At 45.1% G+C, this 21,028-nt stretch carries 20 protein-coding genes; 11 read left to right on the top strand and 9 right to left on the bottom strand.

Annotated features, from left to right (window positions below; translation table 11 throughout):
• Genes phrB through ACHFJ9_RS06550 form a run of 3 tightly spaced genes read right to left on the bottom strand, consistent with a single transcriptional unit; the run spans position 1 to position 3,179 of the window.
• Entirely contained in the window at positions 1-1,416 is a 1,416-nt protein-coding gene (gene phrB, locus ACHFJ9_RS06560) for a deoxyribodipyrimidine photo-lyase (protein WP_395354351.1), read from the bottom strand.
• A 19-nt stretch (positions 1,417-1,435) separates the two neighbouring features.
• The gene (locus ACHFJ9_RS06555; RefSeq protein ID WP_182036012.1) at positions 1,436-2,239 is read right to left on the bottom strand and encodes a MerR family transcriptional regulator; all 804 of its coding nucleotides are present in this window, start codon (positions 2,237-2,239) and stop codon (positions 1,436-1,438) included.
• Complete coding sequence (locus tag ACHFJ9_RS06550; RefSeq protein WP_395354348.1) at positions 2,229-3,179, bottom strand: YbgA family protein; 951 nt, start codon at positions 3,177-3,179, stop codon at positions 2,229-2,231. Before ACHFJ9_RS06550 ends, ACHFJ9_RS06555 begins: the two co-directional genes overlap by 11 nt.
• Positions 3,180-3,576: 397 nt before the next feature.
• Here ACHFJ9_RS06550 and deoD point away from each other — a divergent pair, with 397 nt between their 5' ends.
• From deoD to ACHFJ9_RS06505, 9 genes are all read left to right on the top strand, one after another.
• Positions 3,577-4,287, top strand: a complete 711-nt coding sequence (deoD, locus tag ACHFJ9_RS06545; RefSeq protein ID WP_005394915.1) for a purine-nucleoside phosphorylase — start codon at positions 3,577-3,579, stop codon at positions 4,285-4,287.
• A 71-nt stretch (positions 4,288-4,358) separates the two neighbouring features.
• Positions 4,359-5,828 (top strand): hypothetical protein, encoded by a 1,470-nt coding sequence (locus ACHFJ9_RS06540; protein WP_005394913.1) that lies wholly within the window; start codon positions 4,359-4,361, stop codon positions 5,826-5,828.
• A 160-nt stretch (positions 5,829-5,988) separates the two neighbouring features.
• Complete coding sequence (locus tag ACHFJ9_RS06535; protein ID WP_047009573.1) at positions 5,989-7,473, top strand: tetratricopeptide repeat protein; 1,485 nt, start codon at positions 5,989-5,991, stop codon at positions 7,471-7,473.
• Complete coding sequence (locus ACHFJ9_RS06530) at positions 7,457-9,040, top strand: diguanylate cyclase (RefSeq protein WP_167427747.1); 1,584 nt, start codon at positions 7,457-7,459, stop codon at positions 9,038-9,040. Before ACHFJ9_RS06535 ends, ACHFJ9_RS06530 begins: the two co-directional genes overlap by 17 nt.
• Before the next feature lie 243 nt (positions 9,041-9,283).
• The gene (locus tag ACHFJ9_RS06525) at positions 9,284-9,664 is read left to right on the top strand and encodes a DUF3302 domain-containing protein (protein WP_006741936.1); all 381 of its coding nucleotides are present in this window, start codon (positions 9,284-9,286) and stop codon (positions 9,662-9,664) included.
• A complete protein-coding gene (locus ACHFJ9_RS06520) occupies positions 9,664-10,794 on the top strand; it encodes an HlyD family secretion protein (protein WP_301577331.1) in 1,131 nt (376 codons plus the stop codon). Before ACHFJ9_RS06525 ends, ACHFJ9_RS06520 begins: the two co-directional genes overlap by 1 nt.
• Before the next feature lie 337 nt (positions 10,795-11,131).
• Positions 11,132-11,680, top strand: coding sequence for an ECF-type riboflavin transporter substrate-binding protein (locus tag ACHFJ9_RS06515; RefSeq protein ID WP_005375133.1), 549 nt, complete (start codon positions 11,132-11,134; stop codon positions 11,678-11,680).
• Between the two features lie 6 nt (positions 11,681-11,686).
• Positions 11,687-13,411 (top strand): ABC transporter ATP-binding protein, encoded by a 1,725-nt coding sequence (locus ACHFJ9_RS06510; RefSeq protein ID WP_395354343.1) that lies wholly within the window; start codon positions 11,687-11,689, stop codon positions 13,409-13,411.
• Positions 13,408-14,247: an energy-coupling factor transporter transmembrane protein EcfT gene (locus ACHFJ9_RS06505; protein WP_053808305.1), complete on the top strand. Its 840-nt coding sequence runs from the start codon at positions 13,408-13,410 to the stop codon at positions 14,245-14,247. Before ACHFJ9_RS06510 ends, ACHFJ9_RS06505 begins: the two co-directional genes overlap by 4 nt.
• A gap of 124 nt (positions 14,248-14,371) precedes the next feature.
• Here the strand turns inward: ACHFJ9_RS06505 and ACHFJ9_RS06500 are convergent, their stop codons facing one another.
• The 4 genes from ACHFJ9_RS06500 to napG all read right to left on the bottom strand — a co-directional run bounded on the left by ACHFJ9_RS06500 (position 14,372) and on the right by napG (position 17,870).
• Positions 14,372-14,653, bottom strand: coding sequence for a YrhK family protein (locus ACHFJ9_RS06500; protein WP_053808304.1), 282 nt, complete (start codon positions 14,651-14,653; stop codon positions 14,372-14,374).
• A 206-nt stretch (positions 14,654-14,859) separates the two neighbouring features.
• Entirely contained in the window at positions 14,860-16,041 is a 1,182-nt protein-coding gene (locus tag ACHFJ9_RS06495) for an MFS transporter (protein ID WP_053808303.1), read from the bottom strand.
• Between the two features lie 204 nt (positions 16,042-16,245).
• Positions 16,246-17,100: a quinol dehydrogenase ferredoxin subunit NapH gene (gene napH, locus ACHFJ9_RS06490; RefSeq protein ID WP_047009578.1), complete on the bottom strand. Its 855-nt coding sequence runs from the start codon at positions 17,098-17,100 to the stop codon at positions 16,246-16,248.
• Complete coding sequence (gene napG / locus ACHFJ9_RS06485; protein ID WP_256955552.1) at positions 17,100-17,870, bottom strand: ferredoxin-type protein NapG; 771 nt, start codon at positions 17,868-17,870, stop codon at positions 17,100-17,102. Before napG ends, napH begins: the two co-directional genes overlap by 1 nt.
• 395 nt (positions 17,871-18,265) lie before the next feature.
• On the opposite strand from napG, the gene ACHFJ9_RS06480 reads away from it, so the two are divergent.
• Entirely contained in the window at positions 18,266-18,766 is a 501-nt protein-coding gene (locus ACHFJ9_RS06480) for a GNAT family N-acetyltransferase (protein ID WP_164665886.1), read from the top strand.
• 43 nt (positions 18,767-18,809) lie between these two features.
• On the opposite strand, the gene ACHFJ9_RS06475 is transcribed toward ACHFJ9_RS06480, so the two are convergent.
• Positions 18,810-19,784 (bottom strand): phosphotransferase, encoded by a 975-nt coding sequence (locus tag ACHFJ9_RS06475; protein WP_395355347.1) that lies wholly within the window; start codon positions 19,782-19,784, stop codon positions 18,810-18,812.
• Positions 19,785-19,786: 2 nt separating this feature from the next.
• The gene (locus tag ACHFJ9_RS06470) at positions 19,787-20,062 is read right to left on the bottom strand and encodes a GNAT family N-acetyltransferase (RefSeq protein ID WP_182033283.1); all 276 of its coding nucleotides are present in this window, start codon (positions 20,060-20,062) and stop codon (positions 19,787-19,789) included.
• 127 nt (positions 20,063-20,189) lie between these two features.
• Between ACHFJ9_RS06470 and ACHFJ9_RS06465 the strand changes: the two genes are divergently transcribed.
• Entirely contained in the window at positions 20,190-20,936 is a 747-nt protein-coding gene (locus tag ACHFJ9_RS06465) for a flagellar brake protein (protein WP_043884593.1), read from the top strand.
• Positions 20,937-21,028: the final 92 nt, after the last annotated feature.

Genomic DNA, 21,028 nt, shown 5'->3' with positions numbered 1-21,028 from the left:
TTATTCCTTGGCACTTTTAAAGAGCCGTAAGGTTATCTCTCTTTCTGTCTTGTGATCAACCATCGGCTTGTGATATTCCAGTAAAGAAAATCCCTCCCAAGTCCAAGGTTTATGGATGTATTTGTTTGGCACACTTTTGATTTCAGGCACCCAGTGGCGCACGAATTGACCATCAGAGTCAAACTTCTCACCTTGGCTTATCGGGTTGAAAATACGGAAGTACGGCTGCCCATCACACCCCGTCGATGCAGACCACTGCCAACCACCATTGTTTGCTGCGAAATCGCCGTCCACCAACTTACTCATGAAGTACGCTTCGCCCCAACGCCAGTCAATGTGTAAGTCCTTGGTGAGAAAGCTCGCGACAACCATGCGAAGCCTGTTATGCATCCAGCCTGTTTGGTTGAGCTGACGCATTGCTGCATCGACGATCGGGTACCCTGTCGCTCCTGTCTTCCATCGCTCAAAAGCCTGCTCATCATAAGACCATTGAATTTTATCTTCCCAGTCGATAAAGCCTTTGCCTTTAACGAGCTTTGGTTCGAAAACCAACAGATGCTGATAAAACTCACGCCAAATGATCTCACTCAACCAAGTTGCTTTCCCTTCTGTTAGGTCATTTTGTTGGTTTTCAGCATACAAGCGAGCAATACATTGCCTTGGTGACAATGCACCAATCGCAAGATAGGGAGACAGTTGACTGGTGCCAACAATAGCCGGAAAATCTCGATCTTCCTTGTAAGCATCACTGCGCTCACGAGCAAATTCCCTAAGCTGCTTTAAAACATCATTGGTCGAAGCAAACCAATCCTCGCTGGACTCTCGAGGATAGCTAAACGTGAAGTCTGAACTAAATCGAATCGGCTCTAATTGTTCCAATAGTTTACTGCTTAGCGGCGCTTGTTCGTGAGGCTTTGTTACCGCTGGCATTTGAAACTGCGTCAACCAAGCACGTTTGAATGGTGTAAATACCTTAAAATACTCACCTTGCTTATTGAGAACCGTCGTTGGTGGGTGCACACATTTGTCGTGAAACAGTTCAAAATCGATATCATGGGAAGCTAGCGCCTCATTCACTTGTGCATCGAGCTCTCGTTCATTCACTTCATAGTGAATATTCGCCATAACAGACGTTGCTTCAAGTGTTTTCGCCCATCCACTAATCACTTCGGTACAATCAGAAAACGACGGCACCTCTTTATATAAAAAAGGAACATTCAGGCTTTCCAACTCGTCGTTGAGATACTCTAAACGACGAGCAATGAGATCCGCCTGCATCGGCGCCATGTGGTGTTCTCGCCACTGCTCTGGCGTCGCGATAAAACAAGCGACAACAGGCTGACCTGAATCTAACGCCGCCCTAAGTGCAGTGTGGTCTAACGTTCGTAAATCACGTCGAAACCATACTAAGATCATGGTGTCTCCTTCGTTTCGTCTACTCTGTTAGGTGCAGTTTCTCAATCACTTCAGAACATCCAATACGTTCGCCAAAACGTGTTTGAAGCATTTTGATGGACTCCACTTGCTTAGCTGCCAGCGCTTTATTGGAAAACAGGTAAATGAGCGAGTAGTTATCAACAACTTCGTGCTCCAGTAAACCAGAGACATCATCAACTTTGTCGATCAACGTCGTGTGATACCCTTGCTCACACAACTTCGCCGCTTGAATCCAGCTCTCTGCTTCCCTATGTTGTTCAAAGCTGATAAGCAAGCACTTCCCTTTGGAAGCGGCTTTGTTTTCAGAGTCGATAACAAGGGCAAGACGAGTGATCAAACAAGTTTGAAATAACCCCATCTGCAACGATCTCAGCGATCCTTTAACCATCTCCAGCGCGTCAAATACAGGGTCAATAAATTGTTCAATAACCAAGTTCAATGGATACTCTTTGAGAACAGAGGCAAGTAAGCTCTCCGCTTTGCCTCGATTCAGTTTCGACAGTGCAGATAACATGGTTTCTACTTCTTCGAGAGTACGAACTTCATTGTTGACTTCTACGTCAGCACTTTTTCCCAAAAGTCCCTTTACTTTACCGATGGCAATCCCCTTCGCGAGCCAACTCTGGACTTCACGAATCGTATCGAGATCTTGCTGTCGATAAAGTCTGTGCCCTTTTTCTGTTCGCTGCGGCTGGATCAAATTGTATCTTCTCTGCCAAGCTCTTAGCGTAACTGGTTTCACACCCGTGATTTCTGCGACATCTCGGATCGCGTATAGTTTTTCTTCTGAACTACAAACCATAGCGTAATCTCATCTCCTGCGGATACGGTTCTAAAAACTTCTGTTTTGCTAAGTACTCATCTGGGTAAGTGTTTAAGTAGTGCTTAATCAATGTCAACGGTGCTAATAATGGCAATGTACCAGTGCGGTAGTCATGAATTACTGTTGCTAATTCTTCTTTTTCGTCTTTAGTTAAAGCGCGCTTAAAATACCCTTGTAAATGCATTAGTACGTTAGTGTTGTTTTTTCGGCTAGCACGATTCGCAAGTGCCTTCATAAGACCTAAGCGATACTCTTGATAGAATTCTTCGATTTTATAGCTAGCGACATCGGCAACTAAACGACCAAGAGAGCGGTATGACTCAGGGTGATGCGCCATCAAGGTCAACTTATAGCGCGAATGAAAATCGATAATTTTGCCTCGAGTTGGCTCTCCGTCCATCGAGTCATAAAAGTCGTTTAGGCAAAATACTCGGGTAATAAAGTTTTCTTTTAATACAGGATCGTTGAGTCGGCCATCCTCCTCGACGGGCAACCAAGGCATTTTTTTCATCAGCGTTTGTGTGTACAAGCCGACGCCTTCTTTCGCTGCGTTATTTTTGCTATAAACCTTGACGCGCTCCATACCGCAAGTTGGAGACTTGGCACAGACGATGTAACCACAAAGTTGCTCGCTTTGTAGCTCCTCCACTTTGTTAGCAGAGTAAGCAAGCATATTATCGGTATGGTCATTTTCTGGATTTTTAGTTTCTACCAGCGCCACACGCTCTTCTTCGGAAATCAAACGAATTGTTGGTCGCGGCACTGGCATTCCGACACCCACTTCGGGGCATACCGAAACAAAGTCAAAATATGGGCTGAGCTCTTTAGTCACAAAGTTACTTACTTTATGACCAGAGTCAAAACGAACTCGTTCACCCAAAACACAAGAACTGATACCTACTTTGATTGAAGATTCCATGATGACGCATCCCTATACAAAATGTTTTGTTGTATAACTTATAGCAAGACTTTTTAGATTGTACAAGAAAATAAACTGTACAATTTAATCATTTTACTCTTCTCAAGAGCATTTCGATCAGCGCTTTCTCAAAAGTTTTTGATGTTCTCAGAGTCCATTTTGTGCGCGCAATCGACAAATCGCTCAAAAGCGAATCGATTGCTCTTTTGCTTTCAACAGATTTAGTTATCAATGACGTTCATGGTTTCTAAAAGCGTGGTTTTTGTGACTAAGCTCTCAAGGGGCCACTGTACGTCCCGATATTATTGCTTCAACGAAAACGAACAAGTTCAACAGAATTGGTAATAGCGTTCTATACTAGAGGCGTTTTATCAAAACAAAACTTTGGAGAGCACTTATGGCAACCCCACACATCAATGCACAACCAGGTGATTTCGCTGAAACGGTTCTAATGCCAGGCGACCCTTTACGTGCTAAATACATCGCAGAAACGTTTCTTGAAGATGTGAAGCAAGTTTGTGACGTTCGTAACATGTTCGGCTTTACTGGCACTTACAAAGGCAAAAAAGTGTCTGTTATGGGTCACGGCATGGGTATCCCTTCTTGCTGTATCTACGTACACGAGCTAATCGCAGAATACGGTGTGAAAAACGTAATCCGTGTAGGTAGCTGTGGTGCGGTACGTGACGACGTTAACCTAATGGACGTTGTTATCGGTATGGGAGCTTCTACAGACTCTAAAGTGAACCGTATCCGTTTCAACAACCACGACTTCGCTGCAATCGCTGACTACGGCCTTCTAGAAGAAGCGGTAAATCAAGCGCGTGCTCAACAAGTACCAGTGAAAGTTGGTAACGTATTCTCTGCAGACTTGTTCTACACACCAGAAGCTGACATCTTCGAGAAGATGGAAAAACTAGGCATCCTAGGTGTAGACATGGAAGCGGCTGGTATCTACGGTGTTGCTGCAGACCTAGGTGCGAAGGCGTTAACTATCCTAACGGTTTCTGACCACATCATCCGTGGCGAAAAACTAAGCTCAGAAGAGCGTCAAAAGTCGTTCAACGACATGATGAAAGTTGCGCTAGAAACCGCAATCAACATCTAAGAACAAGTAGTAAGTAATAATTTGCAGCCAGAGTTATTGCTGGCTGCCCGAATTATCCCGAGGGGGCGATTGTGTCTAACGGCGAACTGCCAAAAGACGCAGATGGGTTACAACTCAACTTTTGTAAAACATTGGCGTGTGACAACTTTGGATTGAGTGATGCAAAGCGTTACGTTCTGCAACATGCTAACCCTAAACGTCCGGCGATGGTATGCCGTGAATGTGGAGCTTTCCCCCCCTTACTTAACAATCGCGATGTCGTGAACGAACTTCATCGCCTGCGACACGTCCACAGTGACGGGTTGCCTGCGTGCCGCAATGATGATTGCGAGAACTTTGGACTATCCGTCCACACACATAAACACCTCTACCACGCTTTCGGTTACAGTGGTGATCGTCAACGTTACCGTTGTAAAGCGTGTCAAAGTACCTTTGTTGATAAATGGTCAGGCGCGAACAAAAAGCTACAATTCCAAGAGAATTTAATGGGCTTATTGTTTACTGGTTACTCTGTGCGCGAGATCTGCCGAAAACTCAGTATCAACCCGAAAACCTTTTACGATCATGTTGATCATATTGCGAGTCGCTGTCGCCGTAAATTAGCCACTATTGATGCTCGTTGGGTAAACCACGCAACGCACTATGAATTGGCCTCAAATTATGTTGCATTGCAGCCAAACAGCAATAATGGTGTCTACTGGATTGTTTCTGGTGAAGCCCACTCAGGCTATATTCTTTGTCAACATGTGAACTATTCTGCTGATGAAGAGCCAATCGCCACGCTAGACCATAACCCGTACGACGAGGTCTCTCGTTTTGTTTCCCAAGAGTACACAGCGGAAGCAAGTGAACCGCCAGCGGAACCTTCGAACCTCCTGCGTGAGCGTATTGACCAAAAATACCAAACCATTTTGGCTCGCGGTAACGTGGAAGATCCTCTTGGTAATCTTTCCGTATTCCATTACCCATCTAAAGGTGCATTAGTTCGTCCGCCTTACACATCATACGCTCATTACCTGCATGTACTTGATATGTGTTGCCCCAACAAACGTGTATCTCTATATATGCCTCAAGACCCCCTACTACGTTCGGCAGCACTGAGCGTTTGTTTGTCTCGAATTAAAGAGAAAAATGTCGACTTGATGTACGTAGAAGAAGATGCAAATTGGGACATGAGCACACCTTTTGGCAAGGTCGATATCGCCTATATGAGCTGGTGGCGAGATCGCTGGGCGATCTCCACTCAAGACGAAAGCCATAAAGGCATTTGCTACCTTGCAGGTGATAGAAATGAGCCCGAGAAATGGTTTAACGTTGCAACAACTCGCCATGTGCAGTTCTATCAAAATCGCTTCCAGATCCTTTTCGAAAGCTTCATTAACGAGCCACGTCGCAAATTACGACCTGCTGGAATTTTACCTCTTTTAGATATATTCAGAGCTTGGCATAATTTGTGCTATCAGGATAAGCAGGGTCTTACCGCCGCACAAAGGCTAGAAGTCACTGATGCTCCTTTGACCATCAAACAGCTCCTATCGTAACTATTGGCATTTAGATGTAGTAATTAGGGGCTGTGACAGTATACATTACGGCACCTAATCGTTTACCAAAGCGTTATCCGCATCGTTTTGGTAATAAAACATGCATCTAACCACTTAATATTAGGTGTGAATTCCAGTTCGATAGTCATGGATGTGAACGTTGGATAAAAACCAAATTCAGCTAGAAGATGAGCTCAAAAAGCTTAAAGGCCAAATAAAAACGGCCCCTGAACACACCTTCAGTATTGCGCAGCAATACCGTATCCGCGCGGAGCAAATTTTATTTGTGGATGGTGAAATCAGAGCATTGCTGATAATGGCGCAGTGCTGTTGGTGCCTAATGGATTACCGACAAGGCTTAAAGCTAGTCAAAGACGCCTACAGCAAGCAAACCCAACTTGAAACCGACGACCACCTGCCCGAAATTCTTCATTTATTTGCTCTTCAATATTGGGGACAAGCAAAGTATTACTCAGCCCAACAATATTGGATTAATGCACTCGAACAATCCGCCCTCGTTGATGATATTGAAATTCAAATCGAATCTCTAATTGGGCTTGGCAACGTATGGCGCATCACAAATGAGCATCAACTTGCCGCTTCCACTCATGAGTTGGCCGTGAAAGTGGCAAACAACGTCCGTATTGCTTGGTTGGAAGGCAAAGCTCGTATCCTGTTGGCTTGGGACTATTACTTACTGAATAAATTTGTCGAAATGCTCACTGTGCTGGATGGTGCAACCGAAGTACTAAAAGATCATGATGACAGCACATGGCAAGCCGAAATCTGGGACTTTAAAGGCCTAGCGCTACTTGGGCTAGAACGCCTTGATGCCGCAGAAGAAGCCACACAAAAGGCCCATAAACTCGCTATTGAACATGATCTAATTTGGATGAAAGCACACTCGTTTATTAGCCGCGCAAGGCTCGAACTCTTGCGCAAAAATACGGATAGTGCAGCAAAGTTACTACTCGCAGCAGAAGAGTCCGCGCTTAGTTTTGACAACGGCGAGCTACTAAGTCAGATCTGCTTTCAGCAATCTCGAGTTGCTGAAGAGCAAGGTGATTTTGAATCAGCGTTTAACGCGTTTAAAAAATACCGTAAACATGCACTTAAAATGCTCAAAGAACAGACTCATCGAGTCAGTATGGATAAAGCACGCGGCTCCAAACGCCAGCTAGAGCAACGAGCGCGTAAGCTGATTAATCGAATCCGTTCTCAACATGAATATGACCCTGAAAAGCAGTTTTCTAATGTTGTGTCCGAGACCTACTGGTGGGAACAGTTAGTTCTGTTTAAAACAGAGCTCAAACGCTCCAACCACGCGATCATTATGATTCAGCATGCAAACCCCGAATTTCTCGATGTTTGTACTGAGCTAGTTCATGCATTGACGACCTCAAGTGATCTCATCTCACGAATTTCCAGTGACAGACTAGCTATGTTAATTGCAGAGAAAGGTCAAGCAGCAGAAGATGTCTATCGTACGGTTCAGGCAATGTTAGACATCTATCCATGGAAACGTCGCGGGCTAAAAGGTCCCAAACCGATACTGTATTTGCAAGATATCCTGACCTTCCCATTCACTTTGGAGCAACTCGAAGAAAGCTATATTGAGGTAATGAAGCATGGAACAACTGCTTAGCAAGGTGACTGACGCAGGCATCGATCCTTCTTCCGTCTCTGGTGAAGAAGCGATTACGCTGTGGGAGCACATCGGGTTACATATTGCATCCACGAACCGAGAAAAAGCACATTGCTATATCATTAGTGCCGAGTATCGACGAGAAATTAAACAGCTCAACGACAGCATCGAAGAACTACGACAAGCCCTTGAGTTGCTCGTTTTACCCGACGATGTAGAAGATATTCTGTCTGTAAAAGCAAGCTTGAGTGATCGTTTAGTAGAAGTAGGTGACTACAACGCAGCATTAACCGAGTATGTCGCTGCAACGAATATCGCCGTCGAATATGGCTATATTGATGAGTACGTACTGGCTATTATTGGAATGGGCAATTTGTGCGATGCCTATGGGGATCACCATCGCGCCTTGCGTTATTACCAAAAAATCGATGCGATCGATCACGCCATTAGCAGTCGCTCCCTACGTCTGCGCTACAAACTTTACATGCTTGCCTGTTACATCAGTTTGAACCGTACCGCAGATGCACAAGAATTATTGAGTGAGTGTGAAGAGCTAAGTATCCTCGTCAGTGATAAAAACCTTGCTGCGCAAATTCATCTCTACCGAGCCAAACTGCATCGTTTGCAAGAGGATTACCCTAACGCATTGCTTGCTATCTCGAATGTTCAGTATACGACGGGCAGTGCTACCACGTACTGGTTGTCCACAATGGTCAAAATCGAGACCGCATATTGTCTAAACGGTGTCGGACACATCTCTTTAGCCAACTTAGTACTGGACTCTATCGGTAAACGAATTCAGAAGCACTCGTCTCCTCTTGTCGCTCAGCATTTTTACAACGCAATGAGTCAAGTTTACGCTTCTCAAGGGTTATTTCAGAAAGCATTAAACTGTGAAAAAAAAGCGTTTCGCATTGAATCTGACCTTGTCAAACACATTCCAATTGGTGAGTTGGGTTCTACTCAATTACGTCGAATTTCTCGTTTTGAGCTACAGCTCAAACTCATTTTGTCAGAACTTGAAAACAAAGAACTCAAGGAAACCACCAAACAACATAAGAATACGGTCGCCCAACTACAGCAAGATGTCTTTACTGACCCGCTAACCTCTTTGCACAACCGGCGCTGGTTAGAAGTCAAACTCAAAGACCTGCTTTTGCACGATACTGAATTTGCGTTGATGGTCATCGATATTGACCACTTTAAGTCCATCAATGACGAGCTCAGTCACCTTGTTGGAGACAAAGCGATTAAACGTGTGTCTCAAGAATTAGCAGGATACTTCAAATTTAAAGGTGCATCGTGTGTGCGATTTGGCGGAGAAGAGTTTCTTGTCATTCTAGAGAATAGCAATCTAGAACGGGCAGAAATGCATGCCGAGAATTACCGCGAACGCATTTATCAATATGGTTGGGACGATATTCTTGGCGAGCGGGGGTTGACCGTATCGATCGGGATTACCTTACATCGAGAAGGAGAGAATACCCAACGTACCTTCTATCGCGCCGACAAAGCCTTGTACCGCGCCAAAGCCAATGGCCGAAACCAAGTCTGTACCGAACTTTAAACCATGCCCCAATCTTCACTTGGGGCATAACCGTGGCTTTGATTCTCTATTCCTTCCTTTATTACTACTTAGTTTGAATATAGTCGCCTTCACTTCTTATTGTCCTCGAATCGCAATCGATACGGATATCGCATAAACATAATTCAAGTACAAAATAACTTGATTGAACGATAGTTAAGACAAATACTTAAACTGTTCATTTACGTAAGATTTTCCATTAGGTAACAAGCACAGGCAGGTAAGATGTTTCTAGACTATTTTGCACTTGGGTTACTCATCTTCGTTGCTTTGGTGATCTTCTACGGGATTATCGTTATTCATGATATTCCGTATGAAATTGCTAAAGAACGCGAACACCCTCATCAAGACGCAATTCATTACGCAGGCTGGGTTAGCCTTTTCACTTTACATGCACTGTGGCCATTTTTATGGATATGGGCAACATTGTGGCGCAAGGAGCGAGGCTGGGGCTTCAAACAACTTGAGCAAGAAACGCACGACATTCATCACCGTCTTGAAGAGCTCATCGACGAAGTCAACGAACTCAAAAACGAAGTATCGATGTTGAAACAACAAAAGATTCAGCAAAGGCCTTTGACTGAACAAAGTAAAGAGGACGAATAATGGATTTATTGCTGATTCTGACTTATACAGCCCTTTGTATCGCCATTTTTAAAGTCTTTAATATTCCTTTGAACAAATGGACCGTACCTACAGCCGTACTTGGCGGCGTAGTGTTGGTGGGCACACTCGTCCTTCTTATGAACTACAACCACCCATTTACTCAGTTAGGTAACCAAGTGTTCCCAACTACGCCTATCGTCTCTGGTGTACGTGGCCGCGTGGTGGAAGTACCAGTCCAGGCCAACCAACCGCTCAAAACGGGCGATATTCTTTTCAAAATCGATCCTGTGCCTTTTGAAGCGGAAGTCGCACGCCTTGAAGCGAAAGTGAAAGAAGCAAGCCAAGGTGCGTTGGGTTTAGAGTCTGACTTGAGAGAAGCAGAAGCGGCGGTTTTGAAAGCGCAAGCCGATAGAGATAAAGCGCAAAGAGAATTTAGCCGATATCAAAGGGGCTTTGATCGCGGCGCGTTTACAGAACAAGATCTAGATACTCGACGCCAAGCGTACAAAGCGGCAGAAGCCATGCTAGACGTTGCCATTTTGCAGCAAGAGCAAGCACAGATCGCATTAGAGTCGGAAATCGGCGGTGAGAATACCCAAGTCGCGCAACTACTCGCTGAGCTACGTAAAGCAGAGTTCAACCTTGAGCAAACCATCGTTCGTGCGCCAACCGATGGTTACGTTACGCAATTGGCTTTGCGCCCTGGTGTGATGGCTGTGCCGTTGCCGCTTGCCCCTGCAATGACCTTCGTTCATACCGAAGACATTACGTACACCGCAGCGTTCAGACAAAACTCGCTACAACGTTTGAAGGCAGGCTTTGAAGCGGAGTTTATGTTCCGTGCGATACCGGGCAAGGTATTCCGTGGCGAAGTCATCGACGTGATTCCAGCTATTGGTGAAAGCCAAATTCAAGCCAGAGGTGCTCTGCTTGGTACCGATGCCCTGCGCACAAGCGGACGTGTATTTGCGAAGCTGAAAATCACGGACGATTTGAGCGAATACCACCTACCAATGGGTACCGCGGTTGAAGTCGCCGTTTACTCAGACAGCTTTACTCACGTGTCAGTGATGCGCAAAGTGCTGATTCGCATGAAGAGCTGGCAGAACTATTTGTACCTAGACCATTAATGAACAGCTAGCTCATTCATTTATCGATGAAAATAGTATCAGAAAGTGTAATCGGGGGCTGACAATCAGCCTCCGATTTCATTCTAGCCATCCAGACAGATAGCATTCCCACTTTTATCAATATTCTGTATAATGCGCGCCTTATTTTTAATGCTTGCTAAAAAACAAAGCCAGTCAAAGGGATACGTGAATCAAATCACACATTTCCTGAAGAAAAATAGAGCAAACAATAAGCAACTTGGTTGTTTTGTATATATGTTACACAATCAAATAACCAATGCTTTCCAACAATATAAATGAACGTTCTTTAAAATCGACCATTGAACTGAGGTTATCTATGAATCTTTCTGCTAAAACCGTTGTGGTTATTGCAATCGGTGCTGCTCTTTACGGCATCGGTGGCTTACCTATGTTTGGCATCCCTGTGTTTGCAAACACAACGCTAAAACCAGCCATGGCAGTATTAGCATTGTTCTCAGTACTATTTGGCCCACTTGTTGGCTTTTTGGTTGGTTTTATTGGCCACTGGGTCACTGACCTATTCGCAGGTTGGGGCGTATGGCTCACTTGGGTACTTGGTTCAGGTATTGTTGGTTTGATTATCGGTCTATTCCCTTCTCTAACGCGCTACCGTTTAGAGAAAGGCGATTTCAATATGAAAGACTTCGCGTTATTCGTAGTACTTGCGCTATTAGGCAACGTATTTGGTTACGGTTGCTCTGCATTCCTCGACACGATTTTATACGCAGAACCGTTCACTAAAGTGTTTACCCAGCTTTCAATTATCGCGATCGGTAACACTATTCTTATTGCTATTGTTGGCTTCTTCATTCTTAAGTCTGTCGCTAAACGTAACAAGCAAAGCCGTAACTTAACAGAGGCTTAATGTCGAATGACAATCGAATTTTCTAACTTCTCTTTTAGATATGAGTCGCTGGACAAACCGACGCTAAAAAATATCAATCTAAGGATAGAGAAAGGAGAGAAAATCGTCATTATCGGTCCAAGTGGTAGTGGTAAATCTACCCTTGGGCAATGTCTTAACGGACTGATCCCACACGCAATCAAAGGGGAAACCAGTGGAACACTGACCATCAATGGTCAAGACACCGCCCCTTTCGACATGCACCAATACACTGAGCAAGTTGGCACCGTACTGCAAGATACGGACAGCCAATTTGTCGGCTTGAGCATTGGCGAAGACATCGCATTTGCGCTGGAAAACCAGCTGACTTCTAACATCGACATGTACCCATTGGTCAAAGCAACGGCCAAAATGGTCGACTTGGAACAGATGTTAGATCGCTCTCCCCACGATTTATCTGGCGGGCAGAAACAGCGTGTTTCTTTGGCGGGCATTCTCGTCGATGACGTCGATATCCTTTTGTTTGATGAACCACTAGCTGCGCTTGACCCTAAAACGGGTAAAAAAACCATCGAGATCATCGATGAGCTACACCGCGAAACAGGCAAAACCATCGTAATCATTGAGCATCGTCTTGAGGACGTTCTGCATCGCTCAGTTGACCGTATTATCTTGATGGAAAGCGGCGAAATCATTGCCGATACAACGCCAGATGAAATTTTAGCGTCGCCTCTGCTAGAAGATTACGGTATCCGCGAACCGCTTTATATTTCAGCTCTGAAAGAAGCAGGCTGCGCGATTGAGGGCGATGCAAAACCTTCTAGCTTAACCACATTACCATTAGAGCAATATAAACCAGCAGTACAAGCATGGTTTGATGGTTCAACAGCACAACGACCTAAAACACCAGCCGAGACTTTACTTGAAGTCTGTGGCCTCACCTATTCTTACGACGGTGAGAAAAACGCGTTAGAAGACGTGAGTTTTGACATCAAGCGTGGCGAGTTTGTCTCTGTACTTGGTAAAAATGGCTCGGGTAAATCGACCATCACCAAACTGATTATGGGCGTTATTGAAGCGGATAGCGGCTCAATGAGCATGAATGGTCAAGATCTTAACGAACTGACCATCTTCGAGCGCAGCCAGAAAGTGGGCGTGGTGATGCAAAACCCGAATCACATGATTTTCGACGAAGTGGCCTTCGGTCTCCGTAATCGTGGCATTGAAGAGAAACAGATCGAAGCTAAAGTACTTAAAGTCCTTGAGCTGTGTGGTTTGAGCAAATACCGTCACTGGCCAATCGAAGCATTGAGTTATGGCCAGAAAAAGCGCGTGACCATTGCGTCAATTCTTGTCTTGGAACCAGAGCTTCTGATCCTTGATGAACCGACGGCAGGTCAGGACTACCGGAACTACACATCAATGCTGAGTTTCATCGAAAAGCTCAATCGCGAGTTGGGCGTAACCGTGATGATCATCTCCCACGACATGCATTTAGTGCTGGAATACACCACACGCTCTATCGTGATTGCAGACAGTAAATTAGTCACGGATGCACCAATGACGCAGGTATTCAGCAGTCCAGAGCTACTAGACCAAGCAAACCTCACCACAACAAGTCTGTTTGAGTTGGCTACGAAAGTTTGCATCGAAGACACCAATGGCTTTATGCAGCATTTTATCAATGTAGAAAAAGTGCACCGCCAACAAAAAAGCAGCGAAGTAAACCAACCAGAGAAAGCGGTGGCATGAAAGACAATAAGATGAAGTTTGGTATCAACTACATCGATACCCAATCGCCACTTCATAAGTTGAATGGCATTACTAAGTTCTTGCTTTTCATTGCTTGGATAACGGTGGTGTTGACCACGTTTGACTTGCGAATCATTGCACTGTTGATCGTGCTTGGTTTGGGCTTATTGAAAATGACCAAAGTGCCATTTCATGTCTACAAACCACTTTTACTCGGTACAGGCACGGTATTGCTGATCAATGCCCTGTTTATGTTCGCGTTAGCACCGCAACAAGGTACTGAGTTCATCGGCTCATCGACGGTTTTACTCTCGTTACCCGGTAATTACTCGCTCACTCAAGAGACGTTGTTTTACTTAGTAACAGTGACGTTGAAATACTTCAGCATGTTCCCAATCGCGTTGGTGTTTGTATTTACCACTCACCCGACGGAGTTTTCAGCCAGCTTGAACCGCTTGGGTGTGCCTTACAAAATCGCCTATGCCGTGAGCTTAACGCTGCGCTACTTGCCGGAAGTGAAAAAGGACTTTGTTAACATCATGCACGCGCAACAAGCACGCGGAGTAGAACTGAGTAAGAAGGCTCCGTTGTTCACTCGTATGAAGAACGTGGCGAAGATTCTTGGCCCTCTGATTTTCTCTAGTTTGGACAGAGCCGACCAAATCTCAAACGCGATGACGCTACGTGGTTTTGGCCGTCACTCATCTCGCACTTGGTACAGCCTAAAACCACTTACCAAAGCCGATATGATCTGCATGGCGGGGATTGCGGTGATAGTGATTGCTGCGATCAGCAAGCGTGTTATGGACACACAACTGTTCTGGTATCCGTTTTAAATTCTAAAGCTTCAAACTGAACATAACGTGGTTAGTGTTGTGACCACGTTATGTTTCCCTCTTTCCCCTCGATAACCCGCTCATTAGCCTCTTGCTTGCAGGTGCTCAAAATAGGCGTGTAATCTCAGCGGCTCGTTGATGTGCCAGAAAGTTGCTTATTTAAGCGACCAACATGAACTAAACTCATCAGTTTTATCAGGGGCTTAATGATCAACTGCGCGCTGCCTACGATGAACAGCCAAGTACCACTTTCAATCAACGAATCATTCAAAAAGAAAAAGCTACCAATTAAAAACCAAATAGCAATGAGTAGGTCGTTTGCAGCACCTAACGCCTCATAGCGGCGCTGAATAACGATGTGACGGCTTCCTAGATCTAAATCCAACTCTCTGCCATGTATCTGCACTGTATAGCTCCCCTCTTATTGTTTCGCGTCAGTTATGCCCAAGTTATTTCGAAATACTTAGTTCTAAACCCTAACGGACGTGGCATGCATTGACAACCATTGGAGGGATTATCTATTTGCAATAAAAAGAAAAGGGCGCATAAGCACCCTTTTTAGCGAGTCTAATTACAGGTATTCGCTTTAATGATTAGATAGTGAGTGCCAACTTAACTCCACTTCAACAAGCGAGTTTCGTTGCCTTCTTCCGGCTTCGCTGGAATATTGAGTGACAACAGCAAGCTCACTGCTGCCATACCAGCGCCGATGTAAAATACGCTCGCAGGTGAAACAAGCCAAATGACACCAAACGTAACAGGTATTACAACCGCCGCAATATGGTTAATCGTAAACGCAACGCCCGCGGTCGACGCCATATCGGCAGGATCGGCAATTTTCTGGAAGTAGGTTTTGATAGCAAGCGCTAGCGCGAAGAACAAATGGTCGACAACATACAATGCAGCAGCCCACTCCGCGGTTTGCACCAAACCATAACCGACGAATACGAAGATCAAACCGACGTACTCAAACATCAGCGCTTTACGCTCACCAACAACGCCGATAAAACGGCCTATTCGCTTCGCAAACAAGAAGTTAAAGACATAGTTGATCAAAAACAACAACGTAATGTCTGCGGCGGAGTAGCCAAACTTCTCTACCATCAAGAAGCCAGCGAATACCGTGAAAATCTGACGGCGTGCTCCACTCATAAACGTAAGCGCATAGTATAACCAGTAACGTTTACGCAGGATGAGCTTCTTATTCTGAGGAACTTTTGTCTTAAATTGTGGGAAGGCAAATGCCATCAACAAAATGAGCACAAAACCTAAACCACCAGCCATTAAATAGACCGTTTTAAAATCAAGTTTGAGCTGTTCGAGCGAAACCCAAATGGCGCCGTAGGTAAACAGAGAAGCCAAAGCCCCAACAGAAATAAATTTACCCAGCATTTCCGGGGCTTCTTCTTTCGATAGCCATTGTAAAGACAAAGACTGCTTTAGTGTTTCAAAGTAGTGGAAACCGGTGGACATTAACAAGGTGGTAAAAAGTAGACCGTACAAAGTGGGAAAATAACCTGTTAATGCCGTACCAAGCGTAAGCATCGCCAAAGAGACGAGCATAAAGCGTTGTTCACGGATAAAAAGTAAAACGAATACCGCGGTGAAAGCGAGAAAGCCAGGTACTTCCCTAACACTTTGAAGTAAACCGATATCAGCGCCATCAAAGTTCGCTTTCTCGATAACAAAGTTGTTCAACAACGCCATCCAGGTAGAAAAAGCAATGGGCACGATAATGGAAATTAACAGGAGGAAATTTTGCGGCGTTCTCCAGCCTTGCGATGAGGTAGTCATGATGTTTCCTTTAAATATGAAGGCATCATCATAGCTTCAAATGTAACAAATTCGCAATATCATTATTATTTTCAGCCCAAACCAAGCAGATATGGCATAGGGATATTGTTATGAAGATAAACATCGCACTCAATTCCTTGGCTAAGCGCGATGTTGAAATATCGAGAGAAATAGGTAGAAACGCCAGTGATGAGGCTCAGTAACTTAATCGATATTCTTTACTGTTAGACGATTCTTAAATTCAAACACATGTTCTGGACACACATCCAAACAGCGGCCACAGCTGATGCAGTTTTGATCCATAACTCGACGATCCCCCTCTTTCAATGGTTGTCGAAGCACCTCAGGTTCTGGACAGACGTAAAAGCAATCCATGCATTTGGTGCAATCTTCGCGGCGAACAGCAGTAACGCGCAACAGGCTTTTTCGGCCTATCACGCCATAGGTAGCACCCAGTGGACATAAGTGCCCACACCACCCATGCTCAACTAAGAGTAAATCCAGTACGAACACCAGTGCGATCAACACCCAACCTGCGCCCATACCAAACACCAATCCGCGATGCAGTGCCGCCACTGGATCTAACCATGTCCAAAGAATCGCGCCAGATAGCGCACTACCCAACATCAAAACAGGGATCAGCCAATAACGAATAGTAGGAGACCAACGATAGCTCGCTTTAATGTTGAGCTTTCTGCGCAGCCAAGCCGCCAAATCTGTCACGATATTTAACGGGCACACCCACGCACAAAATGCGCGCGGCGCTAAAATCGCGTAAAACACCACGACAATCACTACGCCTAACAGCGCATTAAACTCCGGAACATGCCCTGTCGCCAAAGCTTGAAGTAAAATTAACGGGTCACTTAACGGCACTGCATCGAGCAACATACTTGATGACAGGTTACCGGTTAGAATTCCCAGTGTCGGCCCAGCCATAAACAGCGCAATGATGGTGAGCTGGCATAGTCTGCGTAAAATCAAAAACCGATGCGCGCGCCACCAGCCAAGCTTTTCAACCGCTTCTTTGCCAGCATTTTGAGCTAAGTTCTTTGCCATTACTTACCTCCTTTTAGCGATTCAAGCGCACCTTCCGGTACAGGCGTCTCACTAGGGAGGATATTTTCGAGTGGTTTGTCGATCTCTTTCCAACCAAAATTGTAGTGACTACCCACTTTGCCTTTCGCCAAATCCGTCGGGACGACTTTAATAGCAGCGACATCCAACACACACGCTTGTTCGCACTTGCCACATCCGGTACACACTTCGGAATTCACTGTAGGGATAAGTTTGGCGTGATAGCCAGTTCGATCGTTGTGAACCATCTCTAATGTGATGGCTTCATCAATCAGCGGACAAACGCGATAACAAACGTCGCATCGTAGCCCTTGCCAGTTAAGGCAAGTTTCATGGTCAATAAGAACCGCTGTACCCATTCGAGCATCATCAATATCGGTTAGTTTCGGATCCAGCGCCCCACTCGGACAAGCGACAACACAAGGAATGTCTTCGCACATTTCGCAGGGAATATCGCGCGCAGTAAAGTAAGGAGAACCAGTGGCTACAGGAGAAAGTAATGTCGCGAGTTTCAATGTGTCGTAAGGGCATGCTTGAACACACAAGCCACATCGAATACAGGCTGATTCGAAATCGCCTTCTGGCAAAGCACCGGGTGGGCGAATAGGCACACCTTTCGTTTCTCGAGCTTGGCTTTGCAGCGATTGTAAGCCCAACACACACGCCGCTGCGCCAACGCCTGCCGCAGTTCGGACAGTATCACGCAAAAATCGACGCCGACTGTTCGATGTTTTAGACTGAGAGGATTTCATGCTATTTCCTCAACGAAACTCCTTTATCAAGTTAAGCATAAATAGCGCTAAACGTACCTCTTCCCCATACCTCATAAGAGGTAACTCCACCCTCAATTGATTCAAGTCAACTGATATACAGTGCCGTCGTCACAGTTTGAATAATTCCATTTATTTCCTCCAACATGAAATTCACCACGATACTCTGCCGTGCACGCCATTTTCAGTACAATAATTCAACGCCTTTGCAATCTATTCGCTAAATTCAAAGATAAATGACTACTAAAATTTAGAAAAACATCGCTATAACAACCTAATTTAAAAGGTGTTTATCTCTCAAACTTAAAAAAATACTATCCAAAATAAGGAACTGTGGTTAGATTGAAAATTAATACTAAAAAGCGAAGGAGAGAAGCATGGAAATTATCGTACGTCCAACAACCGTTGAAGACGCAGCGGCACTCGTAGAAATCTATTCACAACCAAAAGCACAACGTGAAACCCTGCAACTCCCAAAACCTTCGCTCGCAATGTGGGTAGAACGATTGTCAAATATGCCCGCTGGCGTTTACAGCTACGTCGCTGAAATCGATGGTAAAGTAGTGGGTAACATTGGCTTTCATCACTCGCAGCGTCCAAGAACGGCGCACACGGCCGCGTTTGGTATTGGCGTTCACGACCAGTTTCACGGCCTAGGCGTGGGAAGTAAGTTAATTGAAACCATCATCGAGTTGGCGGATAACTGGTTGAATGTAAGACGCATCCAGTTAGAAGTTAATGCCGACAACGAGACCGCCATTGGCCTGTACAAAAAGCATGGATTTCAAATTGAGGGCGAAGCGATTGATGGCTCCTTCCGAGATGGCGAGTTCATCAATACCTATTACATGGCACGTATCAGGCCAAGTAAAAAGTAAATCAAAGCCTCCTAATTGGAGGCTTTTCTTTTTAAACTTCTACTCACTTTCGTAAGTGAGCCAGCGCTCTGCGAGTCAATGCTTCTGTGTAAGGATTGATCTTCCAGTGATCGGGGCTCCAACCTTTCACAAATCGTTGAAAGTCAGCCCACGCAACCGCAAACAAAGGACGCCATTCGCGCTCGACTTCATTGGGGTCGAGATTCGGCTGATAAACCATTAACGCCTGTTGCAACTGAGCAAAATACGTGTCCAAAACCCAAACTTCCATCTCTGCACAACGTTCTGGCTTGACGGCGCTACTCATAAACAGTGCCACGTCTTTCATCGCACAACCATGTCCAACGTATTGAAAGTCGACCGCAGCAACGCTTGATTCTTCTCGATCAAAACAGAAGTTAGCCAATTTGGCATCACCGTGTACAAGCGTCTTGAACTTGGCTTGCGAAAGCGTTTGATCAATTAATTGAGCGGCATTTTTTAGCTCGGTGTCTTGCAGCACCTCAAGCTCATCGGGTCTGGTTGCCAAGTGCCAATACGTGCCGCTATGCCACAGCTTATCAGAGCGAACACCGATGTAGCGCGCATGAAAGTTCGCCAACCAAGCAAGGCAGGCTCGTAGATGTTCTAGCTTTGCATCGGTGATGACTTTTGGAAAGCCCGCCTCGGCGAGATCTTCCATCACGATGAGCCATTCATTCTCCGATTGGAACGTTTTTAGACCTTGCGGTACTCGGCAGCGAGTGCTCACCTCTCTGGAAAAATGCGTATACCAATTCACTTCCACCTGATAAGAGTGCAGCTTTCTTTGGTGAGATCGGTCAGTATTCCAACCTCTTGGATGCTCTGAAGGCTTAGGGAGTTTTACATGCTTAATGATCACCGAACAAGTTGAATAAGTAACTCGGACTAACTCACCATAGCCTCCCCATAGCGATTGTATGACTTCTACCGATTGATAATTCCCGAGCTTTAGCTCCTGGCCAATGCTTTGGTAACGTTGGTGGTTGTCGTTCATCATCATGCAAGCAGATGTGACCACGCTTGGTTTTTCTCCATATAATGAATGACATATGGACAGACTGGTTTGATTTTATAACCGAGTGCCTCAATTTCTGGCAATACCGCTTCCATCATCACTTTTCCGTACCCTTTACCTCGTAATGCTTCAGGAACTACGGTTGATGTGATGTGCATGACATTGTTCTCAAGCTGATAAACCACCTTGGCTTTATAACCTTGTTCTAAATCAACCCAAAATGTGTTGTTTTCAACTTCATGAGTTACTTTATGCATATCTTGCTCTCTAATTTTTGTTACGGATTGATTGAATCAAACTATATCACTGAATAGAATCAACACCATGCGGAAGTGCTCTATCACTTCACGCCATTACCTTCTCAAATCAGGTACGACAATAATAATGAGAAATATGAGCCCTATTGCCAGAGACGGCAAACTACCTCTGCAAAGCAAGAAGGCACCCGAACGTCAGGCAAGTACACTAAATAGCACCGATGCAATGGCAATGGTCGAACATGGCAGTGAAGTAAGTTTAAACGTCACGACACCTGTTGGTACCAAGTTTATTACAACCAGCACATTTGTCGGCTGTCACTCAAATAATACCGCATTGATAGAGGTTCCGAACATCTCCGATGAGGACTTGAAATTCTATTTTCAAGAAGGCTTTTGGATCAATGTAAAAGCGTACTCTCATCGAGGGGAAGGTGCTGTCATTCCTTTTCGGGCGCAATTGCAGCACCGACTCGGCGACCCGTATCCAATTTTGGTGCTAAGTCTACCCAACACCATGCAGGTCTTTCAGCTTCGTAAAGAAGTACGTTACGAAGTGAATTTGAGGGCGCGCGTTTGTTTAGAAGCCTATCGAACTGAATGCGAGATAAGAGATTTATCTCGTAGTGGGTGCCGCTTTGTGACATCACCAATGAGCCGACCACTTCAGGTTGGTGATCGCGTTTCATTGGACCTAACCATGCCCGGTGAAAGCCACATGCTCGCGCCATTGCGAGGTCGTATTTGTAACTTACAAAAATCGACACACCATGCTCGCTATGGAATGGAGTTTGATGAGGTTGGTAAAACCAACGCTAAAAGTCTCCTGAGTCACCTAAAATTTGATGGGACTAAACTCACACTAAAAAGGTAGCTTTGATAACGAGCACCAAGCATCGGCCAGTTTTGATACCCGGAAAACAAGAAACCCCTTACTGTAAAGTAAGGGGTTTTGTTTACTAAGAA

It is taken from the genome of Vibrio sp. D3, from assembly GCF_043995865.1.
Classification (GTDB): domain Bacteria; phylum Pseudomonadota; class Gammaproteobacteria; order Enterobacterales; family Vibrionaceae; genus Vibrio; species Vibrio diabolicus.
Note: the sequence above shows the minus strand (reverse complement) of the source record. Positions and strands in the feature narration are given on the sequence as shown.

Excerpts from the sequence above, each read along its gene's own strand:
- napG (WP_256955552.1), bottom strand. The coding sequence starts at position 17,870 with ATGAAATCCTCTCAGTCTAAAACATCGAACAGTCGGCGTCGATTTTTG.
- ACHFJ9_RS06525 (WP_006741936.1), top strand. The coding sequence starts at position 9,284 with ATGTTTCTAGACTATTTTGCACTTGGGTTACTCATCTTCGTTGCTTTG.
- ACHFJ9_RS06550 (WP_395354348.1), bottom strand. The coding sequence starts at position 3,179 with ATGGAATCTTCAATCAAAGTAGGTATCAGTTCTTGTGTTTTGGGTGAA.
- ACHFJ9_RS06495 (WP_053808303.1), bottom strand. The coding sequence starts at position 16,041 with ATGACTACCTCATCGCAAGGCTGGAGAACGCCGCAAAATTTCCTCCTG.
- ACHFJ9_RS06505 (WP_053808305.1), top strand. The coding sequence starts at position 13,408 with ATGAAAGACAATAAGATGAAGTTTGGTATCAACTACATCGATACCCAA.
- phrB (WP_395354351.1), bottom strand. The coding sequence starts at position 1,416 with ATGATCTTAGTATGGTTTCGACGTGATTTACGAACGTTAGACCACACT.
- ACHFJ9_RS06465 (WP_043884593.1), top strand. The coding sequence starts at position 20,190 with ATGAGAAATATGAGCCCTATTGCCAGAGACGGCAAACTACCTCTGCAA.
- ACHFJ9_RS06470 (WP_182033283.1), bottom strand. The coding sequence starts at position 20,062 with ATGCATAAAGTAACTCATGAAGTTGAAAACAACACATTTTGGGTTGAT.
- ACHFJ9_RS06555 (WP_182036012.1), bottom strand. The coding sequence starts at position 2,239 with ATGGTTTGTAGTTCAGAAGAAAAACTATACGCGATCCGAGATGTCGCA.
- ACHFJ9_RS06510 (WP_395354343.1), top strand. The coding sequence starts at position 11,687 with ATGACAATCGAATTTTCTAACTTCTCTTTTAGATATGAGTCGCTGGAC.
- ACHFJ9_RS06520 (WP_301577331.1), top strand. The coding sequence starts at position 9,664 with ATGGATTTATTGCTGATTCTGACTTATACAGCCCTTTGTATCGCCATT.
- ACHFJ9_RS06475 (WP_395355347.1), bottom strand. The coding sequence starts at position 19,784 with ATGAACGACAACCACCAACGTTACCAAAGCATTGGCCAGGAGCTAAAG.
- ACHFJ9_RS06530 (WP_167427747.1), top strand. The coding sequence starts at position 7,457 with ATGGAACAACTGCTTAGCAAGGTGACTGACGCAGGCATCGATCCTTCT.
- napH (WP_047009578.1), bottom strand. The coding sequence starts at position 17,100 with ATGGCAAAGAACTTAGCTCAAAATGCTGGCAAAGAAGCGGTTGAAAAG.
- ACHFJ9_RS06480 (WP_164665886.1), top strand. The coding sequence starts at position 18,266 with ATGGAAATTATCGTACGTCCAACAACCGTTGAAGACGCAGCGGCACTC.
- deoD (WP_005394915.1), top strand. The coding sequence starts at position 3,577 with ATGGCAACCCCACACATCAATGCACAACCAGGTGATTTCGCTGAAACG.
- ACHFJ9_RS06515 (WP_005375133.1), top strand. The coding sequence starts at position 11,132 with ATGAATCTTTCTGCTAAAACCGTTGTGGTTATTGCAATCGGTGCTGCT.